This is a genomic window from Sneathiella litorea (assembly GCF_009882915.1).
In the GTDB taxonomy this organism is placed as follows: domain Bacteria; phylum Pseudomonadota; class Alphaproteobacteria; order Sneathiellales; family Sneathiellaceae; genus Sneathiella; species Sneathiella litorea.
Genome location: NZ_WTUW01000002.1, coordinates 39,552 through 55,959, shown reverse-complemented (window position 1 = coordinate 55,959; position 16,408 = coordinate 39,552). Strand labels below are relative to the sequence as shown.

Sequence of the window (16,408 nt, the reverse complement as noted above, 5' to 3'; positions counted from 1 at the left end):
AAGCCTACCTCTTTCAGGGAGTGAATATTTGGGATGCTTGACGAACTGTTGCGTTGCCGATAGTGCTACTACTATGGCTGCTGCTGGTGAACTTCCAACAATTGAAAAGGATGATTGATGTCAGTTAATGATATCCACCTAAATCTATTTCCGACGACGTCACCTTATAACGAAGTAATATCAGATGACCCGCCCTTTGACCCCAATCGACATTTGGCATTGGAAGAACCGGAATTCACTATTTCTCTGGCTGACCTGGGTTACGAATTAGAAAATGAATCCGCAACGGGGAGCGACATCGCCGCTTCCGCATGTTTTCGCGTCCTGTCGGATGAAGGTGTCGCAGCCATGTACCATGTCTGTAAACAGCTAGAGGCCTTTACGACGTCCAATCCACGCATTGAACGCAATACACGTGGTGGCGTGTACCGATCCCGATTTCTGAGAGATTTTTCCCTAAGCCCTGAGGTCGCCGAACACCTGTCCGGTATATTGAAAGCCCCGTTGCGCCCCATTTCCATGGGTCATCAACTCGCCCACCTCAATTATGCGCCAAAAGAAGCGGGCAAAAATGTGGACAAATGGCACTGCGACACCCTGCAGGTTGATACGGTCATGTTCGTGACCGACCCCAAGTCTGTCTCCGGCGGAGAGTTCCAGTATTTTCGGGGAACCCGCGATGAAATGGCTGCAATCAAAGCACGGGGCGAGGCAATTCCCGAAGACCGGATTATCTCGCCCGAGATGCCCGGTCCGGGCTATGCAGTCCTCATGCAGGGCAATTACGTCGTTCACCGCGCCAAGGGGCTGAGTAAACCGGGAGAGCGCATCACACTCGTCAACGGCTATAGCTACGCCGATATGTCCGTCGATGACTACACCGCGGTTGACCAGCTGATCTTTGCCGAACCGGAAGAGACGGTCGGCGCGGAGTATAGTCGCCATGTCGCGTTGCGATGCGCCCGCCAAATGATGCAGTTGGTGAATGAGCCGGATTTCTCTCTCGACCTTGCGGCCCATGCACAAAAGCTCTCGCGCCTCAGGAACGAACTCGATCAGGCCATTCAGCAACTGGATAGCGCAAAGCAAGGCAAAATGCGGCATTTCGGAGATTGATCACGTGAAGTAACTGATATCCAAAAGCAGCGCACCGCCTGCGCAAAGCCGACAATCTCCTCCATCGGATTGCCATTCAGAACAAGTGATCTCTTCATACTGCCCTCCTCCCTTGGGGGGGAAGCGTAGCAGATGGGCGCGGGATTGTCGCGAGGTGCATTGAAGGCTCCCGTAATGCAAGTTTTAAGACAAGCGGGGAAGGATATATTGCCAAAAATGCCTTTACGCTCCTAGTTACTGCAAAATCATCCTAGTACTTGCCAGTGCCCATTTATATTAATTAGGTAACCTACTCTTACTAAAGTATCGCCTCGACGTTGCTCTTCCGGAATAAATCCGACAGCAAATTCAAATCCATCAGTCTTGAGCATATGCTTATCACTTAAATGAAGCATCAAAGTTTCATTTATTAGAATCATATATTCCAAGGTTTGTTTCATAAAATCAGCAATAGCCATTTGTGATTGTGGCGTCTCAGCGTGAATTATTTCAATGCTGGGAGGAGACAACTGACCACTTGCATCTAATGTGAAGTCCTTAGTTATAAGCATTTGTGTTTTACTTGGGTGTTCGATGCAATGACGAGCATTTCTTACAAATTGCATAAACTTTGCCATTTCTTTCGCAAATTTGGCAAAATTGTCGTCAGTTCCATATTTTTCCTCAATTTTTTCAGCAAATCCCGTAAATAATTTCTTGTTATGATCATAGAAAACTTTTGTAAGTTGATAGATCTTTTGTACGGCATGCTCTATTTTTTGTAAGTAGGATTTGACCTGTCCTTCGAGGTCATCAATTGTAGGAATTGTAAATTCACGATTTTTTGGCTCATTCATTCCAGCACAAGCAGCGAGCTCGGCGGAAACATAATTATCCAAGTATCGATCAGCAGCTAGTAGTTCCTTCATGAAATCTATGCTGATTTGCATTAGCAATTTCTGATCGAAATTTTGATCAAACAATGTCGAATTGAACAATGTATCAGCGGATAAAAAACTGCGAGCGACAACAGGTGATGTTGATCCTGCTGACACAATACGTTGATGGCTGTTGGGAATATTGATGTTGGTTCTTTCTGGATCTATATCATCTGCCAACATAACTCGATATATCGAATTCTCTTTTACTATATAAAGGTTCTCATCAGCCACACTGATCAAATCTGTAATTTTACCATCATTTTCGTTGCCGACTGTCATTGACATTGCACCATCACGCAGTCGGTTGATTTTCGATTTGTCGTCTTCATTTCCCATTTTAGTAGTATAGAACATGTCAATTTCATCAGCAACGAATGCGATATTGTTAGCTTCCATTGCTGAATTATGAGCGGTTTTGCGTAACTATTATCTCCGAACTCTTGCAAAACACGCAATATTCTTCTATAATTACATCCTCACGTTGCGGCTTGAGAGGCTGTTCGGCGTGAGAAGGGGTGGCTGCCCCTTCAGCCAAATTCCATATATATGCGAATAAAGGGTACCCGGCGTTTTGTACCGTCAGTCTTGCGGGTATTCGTAAATCGGTTTGCCGGGCGGCGTCTGTCCGGGGTTAGATCGGCCCCTATAAGGCCGGGAGCGGCCAGTCTGACAACATTGTGCAGGTTGGCAGGGTCCTCGCCTTCAGAGACAGCGTTTCAGGATGGCACCGGTGGTATCGGCGACAAACTCGCCGAGGCGGTTCATGGTGCCGATCTTCTGCAGACGATCCGCAGAGATCATGTCAACCATATCAACAGAACCGCCCTCACGGACCAGGCCGTAGCGCTGGCCGGTCTGCCAGACGGACGTCAGCGGTGTGCGGGGCTCTTCCTCGGAAGGGATCAGCTCCCGTTCGCCGAGGACAACTTTCCCTCCGTCTGTATTGCAAGCCGTGCTCCACTCGCCGCGAAGGCGCAGGGGCACGCGATCGAAGTCCCATACCCTGTCGTAGGGGACCTTGATGACTTCAGTAAAGCGTGCACGCAAATTGACGGGCTTGACAATGGGAGCGATCGTGGTGGGCTGTCCCTGGGATGCCTGCTCCGATCCCTTCCCGTCGTCTGCCATTGACGAAATGGGAGCAATAAAACTGTAACCGATAAGGAAGATCGCGAGCATCGCCCCGCCGAGGGCCATGCTGCCAATCGCGAATTTTGAATTTTTATAGGTGCGGCTATCGCGGAAGCGGGCCGGCTCTGCAATCTCGACTGTGTGATAGACATTGCGGTTTTTCTCAGGCGAGAAATACCCGCCGAGGATCCGCACACGGGGACCGCCCCACTCCGTGACGAGTTGGCGGGCGATATCCTGTGCCGGTTTTTCGCATTCATAGCGGCCAAAGCTGCGCCATTTGGTATCAAACAGCGTCTGGACAACAAATTGCGAATATGTCTTTGTATCCGGTGTCATCTCTATCCTTCAATCCCGCCCAAAAACCGGGGGAAGCCTGCAGCCTAGGCAAACAGGATAAAGAAACCGTTAATTTGCGGCTGTTTTTTGTAGATTTTCCGCACAAAAAAGGCGCCCGTTTGAGCGCCTTTCTGGATGGGATATGACCCTGAAGTTCAAGCCGTTTTACGCTTCTTCCGCCAGCCAACAAAGCCCAAGACCGCAAGGCCCGCACCATAGAGCGGCAACGCGGCCGGCAGCGGCACGGCGGAGATCTGGGTTTCTATGTCGAGCTTGTAGGGAGCAACATCTTCATTGGAAAAGGCAAATACCCATTCAGGCTGACCGGAATTGTCCAACGTTGTCAACATACCACCAATTGAAAACCATCCGTTTTGTGCCGTTGTGATATCGGCAATGGCATTGTCATTCAATGCCATCGAAAAATTAGTATTAGATTCTGAAGCGTAGAAATCACGGCTTCCGTAACTTTTACCGGTCCCCAAATCCTCATAGATCGTTGGATTGGCAGCTACGTTATAGTTCAACGTCCCTGCGTCCGTAGAGACATCAAAAAACTCAACCGTTTCAAATAGGCCGCCCGCAACTTCAATAGTGTGAGTAAATCCAGAGAAAGACGCACTGACAATTACTTCATCTGGAGCCAACGACAAGTCTGACAGATCAAAAGTGAAAAAGTTTCTGTAAAGATAATTCGTGGAATCACCTACGACGATGTTGGGATTATCGTTTTTGTTATCATACCCAGAGGACCACCATCCTTGATTCAAATCGCTCGACCAAAAATTGGCGGGATTTGTACCGTACAACGGTGAATCTGCCGTTGAAAAGCTATAGGAGGCGGCCTGGGCTGTTGTTGCCAGTCCTAAACTGATAAGAAGTGTCGAAGTAATCCGAATAATATGTTTCATGATCTCCTCAATACAATTTTAAATATATTTTATTAAAACTATATTGGCTCTACTCTGGATAGCAATAATAATTTCAATTATGGTTAATGCCCATGCTCCGGACAGACACAAAAAAGGCGCCCCGTTGAGCGCCTTTTAAGCTTGGAATTATGGCGGGTTTAGCTGGCCGAGGCGGTCTTTTCCTCATCATGCATAACGATGACTGGCTCCATGGCGTTCAGCTCGTCATCCTCGAGGTGGCAGAGGATTGTATGACCGGGCGAGAGTTCCTTCACCGGCGGCATTTCCGTCTCGCAGATACTACCGATCTTGCGCGGGCAGCGGGTCTGGAACGGACAGCCGGGTGGCGGGTTCATGGCCGACGGAATATCCCCTTTCAGGATGATCTGCTTCTGCTCGACCGAGGTATCGGCGATCGGCACGGCGGACAGGAGCGCCTCCGTATAGGGATGGTAAGGCGGCGAGAAAACCTCGTCTGTTGTCCCCTGCTCCACGATATGGCCAAGATACATAACCACGACGCGATCAGAGAGGTAACGGACAACGCTAAGGTCATGGCTGATGAAGAGAAGGGTTGAGCGGAGTTCGTTCTGGATCTCGGTCAACAGGCCCGTCACTGCCGCCTGCACCGACACATCAAGCGCCGAGACAGGCTCATCCGCAACCACCACGGCCGGGTTGCCGGCAAAGGCCCGGGCGATGCCGATACGCTGTTTTTGGCCACCTGAAAGCTGCCGCGGACGTCGATGGGCAAAATCACGCGGTAGTTTCACCAAATCAAGCAGGTCGTTTACCTTTTCACGTACCTTGTTCGGGTCTTTCTCAACGCCAAATTTTCGGATTACCCGGGCAATCTGGCTCCCCACGGAATGAGAGGGATTAAGCGTATCGAACGGGTTCTGGAACACCATCTGCAAGTGGCCCACAGTACGGGCCTTTCGCTTCTGCACGGTGACATGCGCGAGATCCTCGCCATTCAGAATGACTTCCCCGCCAGTCGCTTCCTCCAGTCCCATCAATACCTTCGCAAAGGTTGACTTGCCGCAACCGGATTCCCCGACAATCGCGACCGTCTCCGCTTCGCGTGCGTTGAAATTGATATTCTCATTCGCCTTCACGGTTTTCACCGCGTCGCCGCGGATCATGGAGAAGATCGAGCTGGAGCGCACCTCATAATATTTCTTCATGTTGCGCACATCGAGCACGACCTTACCCGATTTGACGGATTTCACCGTGACAGCTGTATGGTCGCCTTCTGCCCAGTCGATCTCCTCAAACCGGGCGCAACGTACGGTGTGGGCTTCCTGGCCGGGTACGGGACGCATGTCAACCTTGTCGGTATTGCAAACGCCATCTTTGAAAAAGGCGCAGCGCGGCCCGAAGAAGCACCCCTTTGGCCGCTGATGGGGCAAGGGCAACTGGCCTGGAATGGGCACTAGCGGCCGCTCGTTCTTGTCCGCCCCCGGCAGCGGGATCGAAGCGAAAAGCCCACTCGTATAAGGATGGTACATGTCATCAAACACTTCATTGACTGTGCCATCTTCCACCGCCTCGCCAGAATACATCACCGTCACCCGATCACAGGTGTCCAGTATAAGCCCGAGGTTATGGGAGATATAAACCATCGCCGTGCCGAACTCGGCCGAGATTTCCTTGACCAGTTCAACAATGCCCCGCTCCACCGTGACATCAAGCGCAGTAGTGGGTTCATCGAGCAGCAACAGGTCTGGCTTCGACAGGAGCGCCATGGCAATCACCACGCGCTGCTGCTGCCCACCGGAAATCTGGTGCGGGTAACTGTCCATGATCCGCTTGGGGTCCGGGAGTTTGACGGCCTCCAGCAGTTCAAGGGCGCGGGCCTTGGCCTCCGATATCGTGACGTCCTCGTGAAAGAGCGGCACTTCGGCAAGCTGATCGCCGATTTTCATCGACGGGTTGAGAGACGCCATGGGTTCCTGATAGATCATTGCAATCTTGGAGCCACGAAGCGCCCGCAATTCCTCCTGTGACATGGTGCGCATGTCGCGGCCATGGAAGAAGATCTCCCCGCTCTTGATATAGCCGTTTGAGCCGAGATACTGCATGATGGCAAGGGCGACGGTGGACTTCCCGCAGCCGCTCTCCCCCACAATGCCAACGCCCTGCCCCGGCATCACCTTCAAGTTAAAGTCGATGACCGCCGGTATTTCACCGGCGCGCGTTTCATAGGAAATGCAGAGATTGCGGCATTCCAGAATAGGTGTCTGTTCCATCGCTTCTCTCCTAATCCTTCAGGGAAATTTCACGCAATCCGTCAGCCAGCAGGTTAAACCCGAGCACGAGTGACGAAATCGCCGCAGCGGGAACAACCGCCATATGGCCAGCAAAACTGCCGAGAGGTTGCGTTTCCGCAATCATCTTTCCCCAGTCCGGATCTGGCGGCGGCAGTCCAAGGCCGAGATAGCCGAGCATGGCAATGGTAATCGTCGTATAACCAAGACGCAGGCAGGCATCAACGATCAGCGGCCCACGCGCATTCGGGAGCAGTTCCACCAGCATGATATAGAGCGAGCTTTCACCACGGGTTTGCGCCGCAAAGATATAGTCCCGCGTTCGCAGGTCGAGCACGAGGCCACGCACAATACGCATGATGCCCGGCGCCGACGCGAAGGTCACGGCAAGCACAATGTTAAAGCCGGTTGCGCCAAGATAGGTGATGATGATGATATAAAGAACGATCACCGGGAAGGAGAGCAAAACGTTGGAGATAAAGGAGATCGCCTCGTCCCACCAGCCGCCGAGATAACCCGCGACTACGCCCATCAGCATGCCGACGATATAGGCAACGACCGTCGCGGTTGTTGCCCAGATTAGCACCTGCTGCGCGCCAAAGATGACGCGTGAGAGGATATCCCGTCCCTTATGGTCCGTACCGAGCCAGTAAAGTCCGCCATCACGTGCTTCTGACATCGGGAATTTGAACGGCTCCAACGGGGCATTTGGATCAAATAGCGGTAATACCGGCGCAAGAATGGCGAGGATCACCCAGAACAGGATCAGCGATAGGCCGAAAATGGCAATCGGGCTTTCCCGAAGCAATCCGATTGACTTAAAGAATTTACCGATCGCCGATGGGGCGGTATCGTTATTTTGAACGTCAGCTGTCATAACTCTCCCTCCCCTTATGTGAACCGGATCCGCGGATTAAGCAGCGTATAGCCAATATCCGAGATAAATTGCGAGAAGACGGCGACGAACACCGCAACCAGGGTACAGGCCTCTATCAAATAGATATCACCAAACAGGGCGCTATCCAGGATGAGCTTGCCAAAGCCCTTGTAGGCGAAGAACACTTCAACCACGATCACCCCCGAGAGCAGCCAGTTGAGCTGCAGGATAATAACCGTAAAAGGCGCGATCAACGCGTTTCGAAGCGCATGTTTCATGATCACCCGCCGATAGGGGATGCCTTTCAAGACCGCCGTGCGGATATAGTGCGACGTCATCACCTCCGCCATCGAGGCACGGGTCATGCGTGTCGTATACCCAAAGCCATACATCACCAGCACGAACACGGGCAGGAATATCTCCGCCCAGCTGAAACCACTGGTCATGGCCGAGGTGCCGGGCAGCCAGCCTAGCCAGAATACAAATATGGCGGTAAAGAAGGTGGCCGAGGCAAATTCCGGCACCGAGGTCGTAAGAACCGAACCCACGGACACCGCCCGGTCCTGAAATGATCCCTCCTTCATGCCGGCAATAACCCCGAGGGTCAGGGACAGCGGTATCATGAAGGCCATATAGAGTCCCGCCAGAATGGCCGTATTGGCGAGCCGGGGCCACAGGATTTCGGAGACCGGCACCTTGAACTGGATGGAATCGCCGAAATCACCGACAAGGGCATTTCCGACCCAGCTGACATACCGCTCAAAAAAGGGTTCATTATACCCATTATTTTCAAGCCAGAGTTCACGCTGCTCCGTGCTGGAATACGGCCCCAATACCTTGCCGGCAACCGCCAGCTTGTCGGTCTCGAAAATCGCGAATAAGGTGAAAGAAATCACGACCATAATCAGGGCCATGGAAATAAAACGACGTGCGGCCAATATCAACATGGAAACCCCCAGCAGAAAAGTAAGGTTCTAAAAAAACAAGGGCCCTTTCGGCACCCTTGCTTTTTTCATTTGATTTTAGCTATCAATCCAGACTTTAAAGAATTGGTGATATTGTGTCGGGTGAGCCTTGAGATTCTTCACCTTATCATTGGCAAGGAACATTTTCGGCTGCCACACAGGCTGCACCATAATCGCATCCCGCTGTAGGATTTCTTCCACCGTTTTCATGGCTTCTTTGCGTTTTTCCGCATCGACAATAGCTTCAGCCGCGTCGAGTGCTGCCTCGAATTCCGGGTTATCATAGGCCGTCTCGTTCCACGGCACGCCCGCCCGATACGCCAGGCTCAGGACCATGGTGCCAAGCGGACGATGGGTCCAGGCGGTAAAGCCGAACGGTGCCGTCTGCCAGGTTTCCCAATATTTCGTCGCAGGCATCAGGTTGAGGTTCAGAGTGATGCCGGCAGGTGAGAGCTGTTCTTTCAGGATCTCGCATACCTGCTGCTGCCACGGACCATTGGTATTGCCAAGGTCGATGGTAATTTCGAGACCGTCATTATAGCCTGCTTCAGCAAGCAGCGACTTGGCTTCCTCGATATTTTGCTCCATCCGGTTGAGTGCATAATACTCCGGATGAATGGGAGCGACATGGTGATGTTCGCCAACATCACCGCGCCCGCCAAAGACTAGTTCGTTATATCTCTCCGCATCACAGCAGAGCAGGATCGCCTTACGCACGCGGATATCATCAAACGGCTTCTTGTCGGTACGGAACCGCATCACACCGGTTTGCGCGGTCCGGACGTCGTAAATGGTAAAGCCCGGAATAGACTGCGCCATACCGAGGGAGGCAATGTCGAACTCGTAGTTCATATCAACCTGGTTAGAGGCAACGGCCGCGAGCTGCGCGGCGGAAGCGGCGCCATGATCATAATAATCGATGCCGTCGAGATAGACTTCGCCATCCCAGTAAGGTTGTTCCACGCGGCGCAGAATGGCTTTTTCACCGACCACGAATTCCGTCAGTGTAAACGGTCCGGTGCCGTTCGGTTCTTTCGACAGATCGCCCTTGAAGTCGCGATGCACGATGGCGGTCGGATAATTGTAGAAATTCTCCGGAATGGAGAGGACGGCGTTGTTAAGGTTCAGCCGCACTGTATGGTCATCAACCTTTTCAACCGCACCCGGTGTCATGGATTTCTTGGCGTTCTCCCCTTCTCCTTCGGTCGTCACCATGGACGCAAAAAGGCCGATGTTGGAGGAGCCGACCGCCGGATCGAGCCAGCGGGTAATATTAAACACAACGTCATCGGCATTGAACTCGTCGCCATTATGCCATTTCACACCCTGACGCAGCTTGAATGTCCAGGTTTTGAGATCATCCGACGCCGTCCAGCTTTCCGCAAGATATGGGCGCGTCACGTTGTCTGGCCCGGTGATCGTCAGATATTCGACTATCTGGCGGGCAATGTTGGATTTTTCATTCCATGAGTAGGTGGCCGGATCGGCCATTTCCTGCACCGGCATGGAGCATTTCAGGATACCGCCCTTTTTGGGCTCCGCCGCCTGGGCCTCGATGGTTGGGTCGGCCATACCGACAACGGAATACGCCGCCGCCGCAGACAAACCGAGTAAAGTGGAAGTTCTCAGGAATTCACGGCGATCCATTTTTCCGCTGCGAAATTGTTCCTTAACGTCTTCGATCATGGGATGGACGCGATTTGGCGCCTCATGATCCATTTTTTTCACTGACATTTTGGTTCTTCTCCCTGTTCGGTTTAATCAAAAAAATTTTGAATATTTAAGTATATCTTGTTTGTATAATATGAGTGTCCCACTGTTTTGACCACCCACTTGTTCATATAACGACCCTTATTTTCCTGTCGAAGGCAAATAGTGCCGCAATTTCAGTTGATTTGAGCTAGGCTGGCGCTTAGCATAATGAAACCATGCACGATCCGTCAATGGAGACCAGAAAATATATTATTTATTTAATAATTATTATATAAAATATAGAATAGATAAAATACTTAAAATATTAAGTCATAAATAATAAGAACTTTTAAAGTTTTTTAATTCACATATAATTATCTATTTAAAATAGTTTTTTATTGACACGCTTACATGAAGGTTATTTTCCAAACTGTAATAGAATTTATTATAATTATATTTAATTATTTGGCGAGTTTAAGCTGCAGAGAAATTGCTATATGCGGTAATTTCACTCGGTCGCGCCGCGCTGCTTTTCCATTTTTCGTCCCTCCTGAAAAAAATGGGAAAGCAATAGGGCAAAGTCAAATCACCGCGCGGAGCCGGCCCAACCCCGTGCATAAAAAAACCCGGCGATTGCCGGGCTTTTAACTATCGAGGGTTTGCGCGTTACGCGGTGGCGGTACGCAGCATCTTCGTCTTGCGCCGACGTTTTAACCCGAGCAGGCCGAGCAACCCTGCCCCGAACGCCCAGACCGCCCCCGGCAGCGGCACGGCGGAAAGTTCCGCCACTTCCCACGTCGGGGTCTGCATATAAAACCCACCCAAGGCACCATTTACATAGGTCAGGTTCGTGCAACCGGTCGTGCAGAGGAGGAAGTCATTCAATGGAACGGGAACATTTACCCCATATCCACCTACGTAACCGCCAGCGGTCCAATGGGTCAATTCGCCGTCCGTAAAGGCCAGTTTTGACACGCCGCCCGTGGTCTCATCATAGGACCCGACATTACCGAAGTCATCAGCGTAACTGTATAGGAAGGAGGTCGCGAACCCGTCGCCGGCAACATTAGGATTTGGAAAAGTCCAGGGTATTTCATTTACCCCATCCAGATTAAGCCCGGCGGTATCAAAGGTGAAGTATCCATCATATATTGCACCATCCGAACCGGTCCCGCTGAAATCAACGCGATAGGAGGCTGCCTGAACGCTCCCTGAAGCAAGCAGGCCGCAGACAACAGCCAATCCCAGTAATTTTTTCATCACGCATCCTCCAGCGCTAATCAACCAAATACTATCTACACAAATTTAGCGTATAAACAAGATTTATAATAATTTTTACACAACTGTCAAACTATTGTTTTTACTGATAAAATATTAACCATAATATTTATCAATCAATCATTGATGGTCTTACCGACAACGGCTCCCGGCTTGGAGTGGGAAGAAGACATCCGGGTGAATGAATTTCGAATTTTAGCCAAAAAAAACCCGGCGAATGCCGGGCTTTTCATTATCGAGGGTTTGCGCATTACGCGGTGGCGGTACGCAGCATCTTCATCTTGCGCCGACGTTTTAACCCGAGCAGGCCGAGCAATCCGGCCCCGAACGCCCACACTGCACCCGGCAGCGGCACGGCGGAAAGTTCCGTCACCTGCCAATCAGGGGCAGATCCAAAAACTAGAAAGTTCTGACCTAATCCCTTATTAGTAATAAAGTGGCCATTGGCCAAATCAAAATCAAGCACAGTGCCTGATGAAACCGTGTTAAAACCTAGAGTATTGCCTCCAATCAACCAGCTGGTCAATTCACCCGCCGCGAAAATCAACCAAGCCGATCCCGCCGTCGTTTCATCAAAGCTTCCCGAAGCGGCTGTAGAGCTTATATTCATTACCAGGGAAGTTTCCAGCCCATCCTCCGGCAACGCCGCGGAACCTAAACCACCGGGCGACATATTTATACCGTTCAGGTCCAGACCCGCATTATCATAGGTAAAATACCCATTATAAGTCCCATCATCCACCGTGCCGCTGAAATCAACGCGATAGAGTGCAGCCTCCGCATTTACAGAAAAAAACAATCCGCTGATGAGAGCCAATCCCAGTAATTTCTTCATTATTTCCCCCGAGTTTAAGCGCTTTAGATGTGAGCGCCGCAACTGTCAGCGCCTGGAAAGCTCACAAATGAAATTTACAAACAAACATGAACCGTTAAAATTTATATTATCTTTATAATAAATTTTATACAACTGTCAAGCTATTGATTTTTCTGCATAAAATTAACTATAATATTTGTCAATCAATCATTGCTATTTTTCCCGTCAACGGCTTTCCGGCCTGGCGTGGGAAGAAGACAACCAGATGTTTGATTTTAAAATTTTAGCCAAAAAAAACCCGGCGAATGCCGGGCTTTTCATTATCGAGGGTTTGCGCATTACGCGGTGGCGGTACGCAGCATCTTTATCTTGCGCCGACGTTTTAACCCGAGCAGGCCGAGCAATCCGGCGCCGAACGCCCAGACCGCCCCCGGCAGCGGCACGGCGGAAAGTTCCGTCACCTGCCAATCAGGGCTTCTTCCATACATTAGACCGCCCTCAATTGATCCCGTATTAAAAGCCAATAGGTTATTGGACAAACTAAAATCAAGCGCAGTGGCGTTTGAAACCGTGCCAAAACCTAGAATATTGCCTCCAATCGCCCAGCCGGTCAATTCACCCGCCGCGAAATCCAGAAAAGACGATCCCGCCGTCGTTTCATCAAAGCTTACCGAAACGGCTGTAGAGCTTATATTCATTACCAGGGAAGTTTCCAGCCCATCCTCCGGCAACGCCGGGGAATTTATACTACCGGGCGCCAAATTAAAACCGTTCAGGTCCAGACCCGCATTATCATAGGTGAAATACCCATTATAAGTCCCCTCATTCACCGTGCCACTGAAATCAACGCGATAGAGTGCTGCCTCAGCATTTACAGAAAAAAACAATCCGCTGATGAGAGCCAATCCAAGAAATTTCTTCATTATTACCCCCGAGTTTAAGCGCTTTAGGTGTGAGCGCTTTAGGTGTGAGCGCTTTAGGTGTGAGCGCCGTAACTGTCAGCGCCTGGAAAGCTCACAAATGCAATTTACAAACAAACATGAACCGTTAAAATTTATATTAGCTTTATATTAATTTTTATACAACTTCAAGCTATTGTTTTTACTATAATAAATTAACCATAAATTCCAAAAAAACATCTCATGAGGGTGCCGCAAACTATTGGAGGGCATATGATGAAGCTTGAATTTACAAAGCCACAACGGAGTATTATAACGGATTCCACATAAACAATAACAATAACAAGATGGAACTATCATGCAGCGCGAGCTTTTCAGTGAAGAACATAATCTCTTTCGGGCCTCCGCCCGCCGCTTTGTTGAGGAGCGGATTGCCCCCTTTCATGCCCAGTGGGAAAAAGACGGCCAGGTAAGCCGCGAGGTCTGGCAGGAAGCTGGCGACGGCGGTTTTCTCTGTTGCTCGGTACCGGAAGAATATGGCGGCGCGGGCGGCGACTTCCTCTTTGGCGCAATCTTCCTTGAAGAACTGGCGCGCGCCGGAACGAGCGGCCCCTCCTTCCACCTGCATTCGGAGATTGTCGCGCCCTATATCACCGCCTATGGCACGGAAGAACAGAAAAAGCATTGGCTTCCCAAGCTGGTGAAAGGCGAAGCGATTGCCGCCGTCGCCATGAGTGAGCCCGGTGCAGGATCGGATTTGCAGAATATCCGGACAACTGCCATCGCCGATGGTGACGACTATGTGATCAACGGCCAGAAGGTGTTTATCAGCAATGGCCAGCTTGCCGATCTTATCGTGGTTGCCTGCAAGACGGACCCGAATGCGGGCGGCAAAGGTGTTTCCCTTGTACTGGTCGAGGGCGACCGAGAAGGCTTTTCGCGGGGGCGCAACCTTGAGAAGGTCGGGTATAAGGCGCAGGACACATCGGAGCTGTTCTTCAATGATGTGCGGGTGCCAAAATCCAACCTGCTCGGCGTCGAGGGGCGCGGCTTCAAGCAGCTGATGCAGCAGCTCCCGCAGGAACGGCTGGTCATCGCTGTCCGATCCGCCACCAGCATCGAGACCGCGCTGGAATGGACGGTCGAGTATACCAAGGAACGCAAGGCATTCGGCCAGAGCATCGCCGAGTTCCAGAACACTCGCTTCAAGCTCGCCGAGATCAAGTCAAAGGCCGTGATGATGCGTGCCTTTGTTGATCGCTGTATCGCGGCGCACCTAAAAGGCGAGCTTGATTCCGTCACCGCCGCCATGGCGAAGATGCAATCGACAGAGGTTCTCTGGGATGTGCTTGATGACTGCGTGCAGTTGCATGGCGGCTATGGCTATATGTGGGAATATCCCATCTGCCGCGCCTGGGCGGACAACCGCATGGCCCGCATTGCCGGCGGCACGTCCGAGATCATGAAGGAAATCATCAGCCGCGACCTCCTCGCGGATTGATGTAAACGGGTGCAATTCAGCCGACACCGCCGCAACAAGATATGCAGCGGCGTCGGCTGATAGCTATGGCAAAGACTGTGAAAAATGATACCCCGCAAGAAGGTTAGTTCTTGCGCAACCCCGCTACGATTGTATATATCAATTTTATTGGGGGACGACCCCCACATCAGAGCCGTTTCCGGGACGACCCGACACATCAAATGGAGCCATGAAATGGCCTGGATCTATCTCGTCGCCGCGGGACTTCTTGAAATTATATGGGCGTATTCAATGAAGCAGTCAGAGGGATTTTCCCGCCTCACGCCCAGCATTGTCACCATTATTACCATGATCGCAAGCTTCACGCTGCTGGCCCTTGCCATGCGGTCTCTGCCGCTCGGCACTGCCTATACGGTGTGGACCGGAATTGGCGCGGTCGGTGCGTTTCTTGTCGGTATCTTTGTGTTGGGAGAGTTGGCAAACCCAATGCGCGTCACCGCCGCATTGCTGATCGTCTCGGGCCTTGTCCTGTTGAAGATATCATCAGACGCGTAAAATCGTGACACCGATGCCCGCATATAATCCACCCGCGGCGCGAAAGAGCGACATAATATTCGAGGATGAGTATCTGCTGGCACTGAACAAGCCGAGCGGCCTTCTCTCCGTGCCCGGTCGTGGCGATCACTTAGGCGACTGCGCGGAGTTGCGGGCAAAGGCACATGATCGTAATGCCCGCACCGTTCATCGGCTGGATATGGACACCTCCGGCATTCTGCTGTTTGGCAAGGGCGCCGAGGCGCACCGTCGCTTAAGCAACATGTTCGCCGAACGGAAGATTGCCAAACGCTATCTCGCCTGGGTCGCGGGGTTGTTGTCTACGGAGTCGGGCGAGATTGACCTTCCGCTTTGCGTTGACTGGCCAAACCGTCCCTTGCAGAAAGTCGATCTGGAAAACGGCAAGCCGTCCCTCACCTTCTGGCAGGTACTGGAACGACGCGATAATGCGACTTTGCTGGCGCTTTCGCCAAAGACCGGCCGCACCCACCAACTCCGCGTTCATTGCATGGCAATAGGCCATCCCATCCTCGGGGATCGGTTCTATGCAGACCAGGTCATCCGCAAACGTGCAAGCAGATTACAACTCCATGCAGAGCGACTGGAGTTACGCCATCCGATGACGGATGAGGAGGTAATATTACAGGCACCAAGTGATCTTTCCGGCCCGGAAAGTGCAAAAAGCGACTAAAAAAACAGTCTTGTATTCTGGCGAAAAGCACGACCATACTGGTCATCTATCCCGCCAAGTTAGAAGGGAAACATTTTATGGAAACAGAAACATCCGCTGCCGCGCTGGAGCCGTCCCCTGGTTTCGCCAAGAACCCCGAGTACCGGATCACGCTGGAAAGACCGGAGCGGGAGTTTATCGCGACGCTTCAGGGGGAACCTATTGCGCAAACCACGCGCGCCATTATCCTGCGTGAAGCCGATTATCCACCGCTCGTTTATTTTCCGCCGGAGGATGTCCGGCTCGATCAAGCCACCATGTCGGATAAAGACACCTATTGCCCCTATAAGGGGATGGCGAGCTACTGGAACTTCGGGACAGAAGCCAATATTGCCTGGTCTTACGAGGAACCTTTTCAGGAAATGCTGGACATAAAAGGATATGTATCCTTCTATGTTGACCGATTGGATGATCCCGTCATCTGAACAAGA

Annotated in this window: 15 protein-coding genes; 5 read left to right on the top strand and 10 right to left on the bottom strand. The window is 51.3% G+C overall.

All coding sequences use genetic code 11. From position 1 onward, the window contains the following. The first annotated feature begins 117 nt into the window (after positions 1-117). Entirely contained in the window at positions 118-1,116 is a 999-nt protein-coding gene (locus tag GQE98_RS06480) for a hypothetical protein (RefSeq protein WP_161314875.1), read from the top strand. 245 nt (positions 1,117-1,361) lie between these two features. Here the strand turns inward: GQE98_RS06480 and GQE98_RS06475 are convergent, their stop codons facing one another. The 10 genes from GQE98_RS06475 to GQE98_RS17980 all read right to left on the bottom strand — a co-directional run bounded on the left by GQE98_RS06475 (position 1,362) and on the right by GQE98_RS17980 (position 13,236). Beyond that, complete coding sequence (locus GQE98_RS06475) at positions 1,362-2,432, bottom strand: hypothetical protein (RefSeq protein ID WP_161314874.1); 1,071 nt, start codon at positions 2,430-2,432, stop codon at positions 1,362-1,364. Positions 2,433-2,738: 306 nt separating this feature from the next. After that, complete coding sequence (locus GQE98_RS06470; protein WP_161314873.1) at positions 2,739-3,506, bottom strand: hypothetical protein; 768 nt, start codon at positions 3,504-3,506, stop codon at positions 2,739-2,741. A gap of 155 nt (positions 3,507-3,661) precedes the next feature. Beyond that, the gene (locus GQE98_RS06465; RefSeq protein ID WP_161314872.1) at positions 3,662-4,417 is read right to left on the bottom strand and encodes a VPLPA-CTERM sorting domain-containing protein; all 756 of its coding nucleotides are present in this window, start codon (positions 4,415-4,417) and stop codon (positions 3,662-3,664) included. A 158-nt stretch (positions 4,418-4,575) separates the two neighbouring features. Further along, the gene (locus tag GQE98_RS06460; protein ID WP_161314871.1) at positions 4,576-6,669 is read right to left on the bottom strand and encodes an ABC transporter ATP-binding protein; all 2,094 of its coding nucleotides are present in this window, start codon (positions 6,667-6,669) and stop codon (positions 4,576-4,578) included. A 10-nt stretch (positions 6,670-6,679) separates the two neighbouring features. Further along, positions 6,680-7,564, bottom strand: a complete 885-nt coding sequence (locus tag GQE98_RS06455) for an ABC transporter permease (RefSeq protein WP_161314870.1) — start codon at positions 7,562-7,564, stop codon at positions 6,680-6,682. A 14-nt stretch (positions 7,565-7,578) separates the two neighbouring features. After that, entirely contained in the window at positions 7,579-8,511 is a 933-nt protein-coding gene (locus GQE98_RS06450; RefSeq protein ID WP_161314869.1) for an ABC transporter permease, read from the bottom strand. A 75-nt stretch (positions 8,512-8,586) separates the two neighbouring features. Beyond that, complete coding sequence (locus GQE98_RS06445; RefSeq protein ID WP_202526130.1) at positions 8,587-10,263, bottom strand: ABC transporter substrate-binding protein; 1,677 nt, start codon at positions 10,261-10,263, stop codon at positions 8,587-8,589. A gap of 624 nt (positions 10,264-10,887) precedes the next feature. Beyond that, positions 10,888-11,481 (bottom strand): hypothetical protein, encoded by a 594-nt coding sequence (locus GQE98_RS06440; RefSeq protein WP_161314868.1) that lies wholly within the window; start codon positions 11,479-11,481, stop codon positions 10,888-10,890. A 268-nt stretch (positions 11,482-11,749) separates the two neighbouring features. Beyond that, the gene (locus GQE98_RS06435; protein ID WP_161314867.1) at positions 11,750-12,334 is read right to left on the bottom strand and encodes a hypothetical protein; all 585 of its coding nucleotides are present in this window, start codon (positions 12,332-12,334) and stop codon (positions 11,750-11,752) included. A 317-nt stretch (positions 12,335-12,651) separates the two neighbouring features. After that, entirely contained in the window at positions 12,652-13,236 is a 585-nt protein-coding gene (locus GQE98_RS17980) for a hypothetical protein (protein ID WP_202526129.1), read from the bottom strand. 331 nt (positions 13,237-13,567) lie between these two features. Between GQE98_RS17980 and GQE98_RS06425 the strand changes: the two genes are divergently transcribed. The 4 genes from GQE98_RS06425 to GQE98_RS06410 all read left to right on the top strand — a co-directional run bounded on the left by GQE98_RS06425 (position 13,568) and on the right by GQE98_RS06410 (position 16,402). Further along, complete coding sequence (locus GQE98_RS06425; protein WP_161316203.1) at positions 13,568-14,713, top strand: acyl-CoA dehydrogenase family protein; 1,146 nt, start codon at positions 13,568-13,570, stop codon at positions 14,711-14,713. A 213-nt stretch (positions 14,714-14,926) separates the two neighbouring features. Next, complete coding sequence (gene sugE, locus GQE98_RS06420; RefSeq protein WP_161314866.1) at positions 14,927-15,247, top strand: quaternary ammonium compound efflux SMR transporter SugE; 321 nt, start codon at positions 14,927-14,929, stop codon at positions 15,245-15,247. Between the two features lie 13 nt (positions 15,248-15,260). Continuing rightward, positions 15,261-15,938 carry an RluA family pseudouridine synthase gene (locus GQE98_RS06415; protein WP_161314865.1) on the top strand — a complete coding sequence of 226 codons (678 nt, stop codon included), beginning with the start codon at positions 15,261-15,263 and terminating at the stop codon, positions 15,936-15,938. A gap of 77 nt (positions 15,939-16,015) precedes the next feature. Next, on the top strand, positions 16,016-16,402 hold the full coding sequence (locus GQE98_RS06410; RefSeq protein ID WP_161314864.1) for a DUF427 domain-containing protein: 387 nt from the start codon (positions 16,016-16,018) through the stop codon (positions 16,400-16,402). Positions 16,403-16,408 lie beyond the last annotated feature (6 nt).

What these genes read in the sequence shown, in the direction of transcription:
- GQE98_RS06480 (WP_161314875.1), top strand. Translation starts at nt 118, where the DNA reads ATGTCAGTTAATGATATCCACCTAAATCTATTTCCGACGACGTCACCT.
- GQE98_RS06475 (WP_161314874.1), bottom strand. Translation starts at nt 2,432, where the DNA reads ATGGAAGCTAACAATATCGCATTCGTTGCTGATGAAATTGACATGTTC.
- GQE98_RS06470 (WP_161314873.1), bottom strand. Translation starts at nt 3,506, where the DNA reads ATGACACCGGATACAAAGACATATTCGCAATTTGTTGTCCAGACGCTG.
- GQE98_RS06465 (WP_161314872.1), bottom strand. Translation starts at nt 4,417, where the DNA reads ATGAAACATATTATTCGGATTACTTCGACACTTCTTATCAGTTTAGGA.
- GQE98_RS06460 (WP_161314871.1), bottom strand. Translation starts at nt 6,669, where the DNA reads ATGGAACAGACACCTATTCTGGAATGCCGCAATCTCTGCATTTCCTAT.
- GQE98_RS06455 (WP_161314870.1), bottom strand. Translation starts at nt 7,564, where the DNA reads ATGACAGCTGACGTTCAAAATAACGATACCGCCCCATCGGCGATCGGT.
- GQE98_RS06450 (WP_161314869.1), bottom strand. Translation starts at nt 8,511, where the DNA reads ATGTTGATATTGGCCGCACGTCGTTTTATTTCCATGGCCCTGATTATG.
- GQE98_RS06445 (WP_202526130.1), bottom strand. Translation starts at nt 10,263, where the DNA reads ATGTCAGTGAAAAAAATGGATCATGAGGCGCCAAATCGCGTCCATCCC.
- GQE98_RS06440 (WP_161314868.1), bottom strand. Translation starts at nt 11,481, where the DNA reads ATGAAAAAATTACTGGGATTGGCTGTTGTCTGCGGCCTGCTTGCTTCA.
- GQE98_RS06435 (WP_161314867.1), bottom strand. Translation starts at nt 12,334, where the DNA reads ATGAAGAAATTACTGGGATTGGCTCTCATCAGCGGATTGTTTTTTTCT.
- GQE98_RS17980 (WP_202526129.1), bottom strand. Translation starts at nt 13,236, where the DNA reads ATGAAGAAATTTCTTGGATTGGCTCTCATCAGCGGATTGTTTTTTTCT.
- sugE (WP_161314866.1), top strand. Translation starts at nt 14,927, where the DNA reads ATGGCCTGGATCTATCTCGTCGCCGCGGGACTTCTTGAAATTATATGG.
- GQE98_RS06415 (WP_161314865.1), top strand. Translation starts at nt 15,261, where the DNA reads ATGCCCGCATATAATCCACCCGCGGCGCGAAAGAGCGACATAATATTC.
- GQE98_RS06410 (WP_161314864.1), top strand. Translation starts at nt 16,016, where the DNA reads ATGGAAACAGAAACATCCGCTGCCGCGCTGGAGCCGTCCCCTGGTTTC.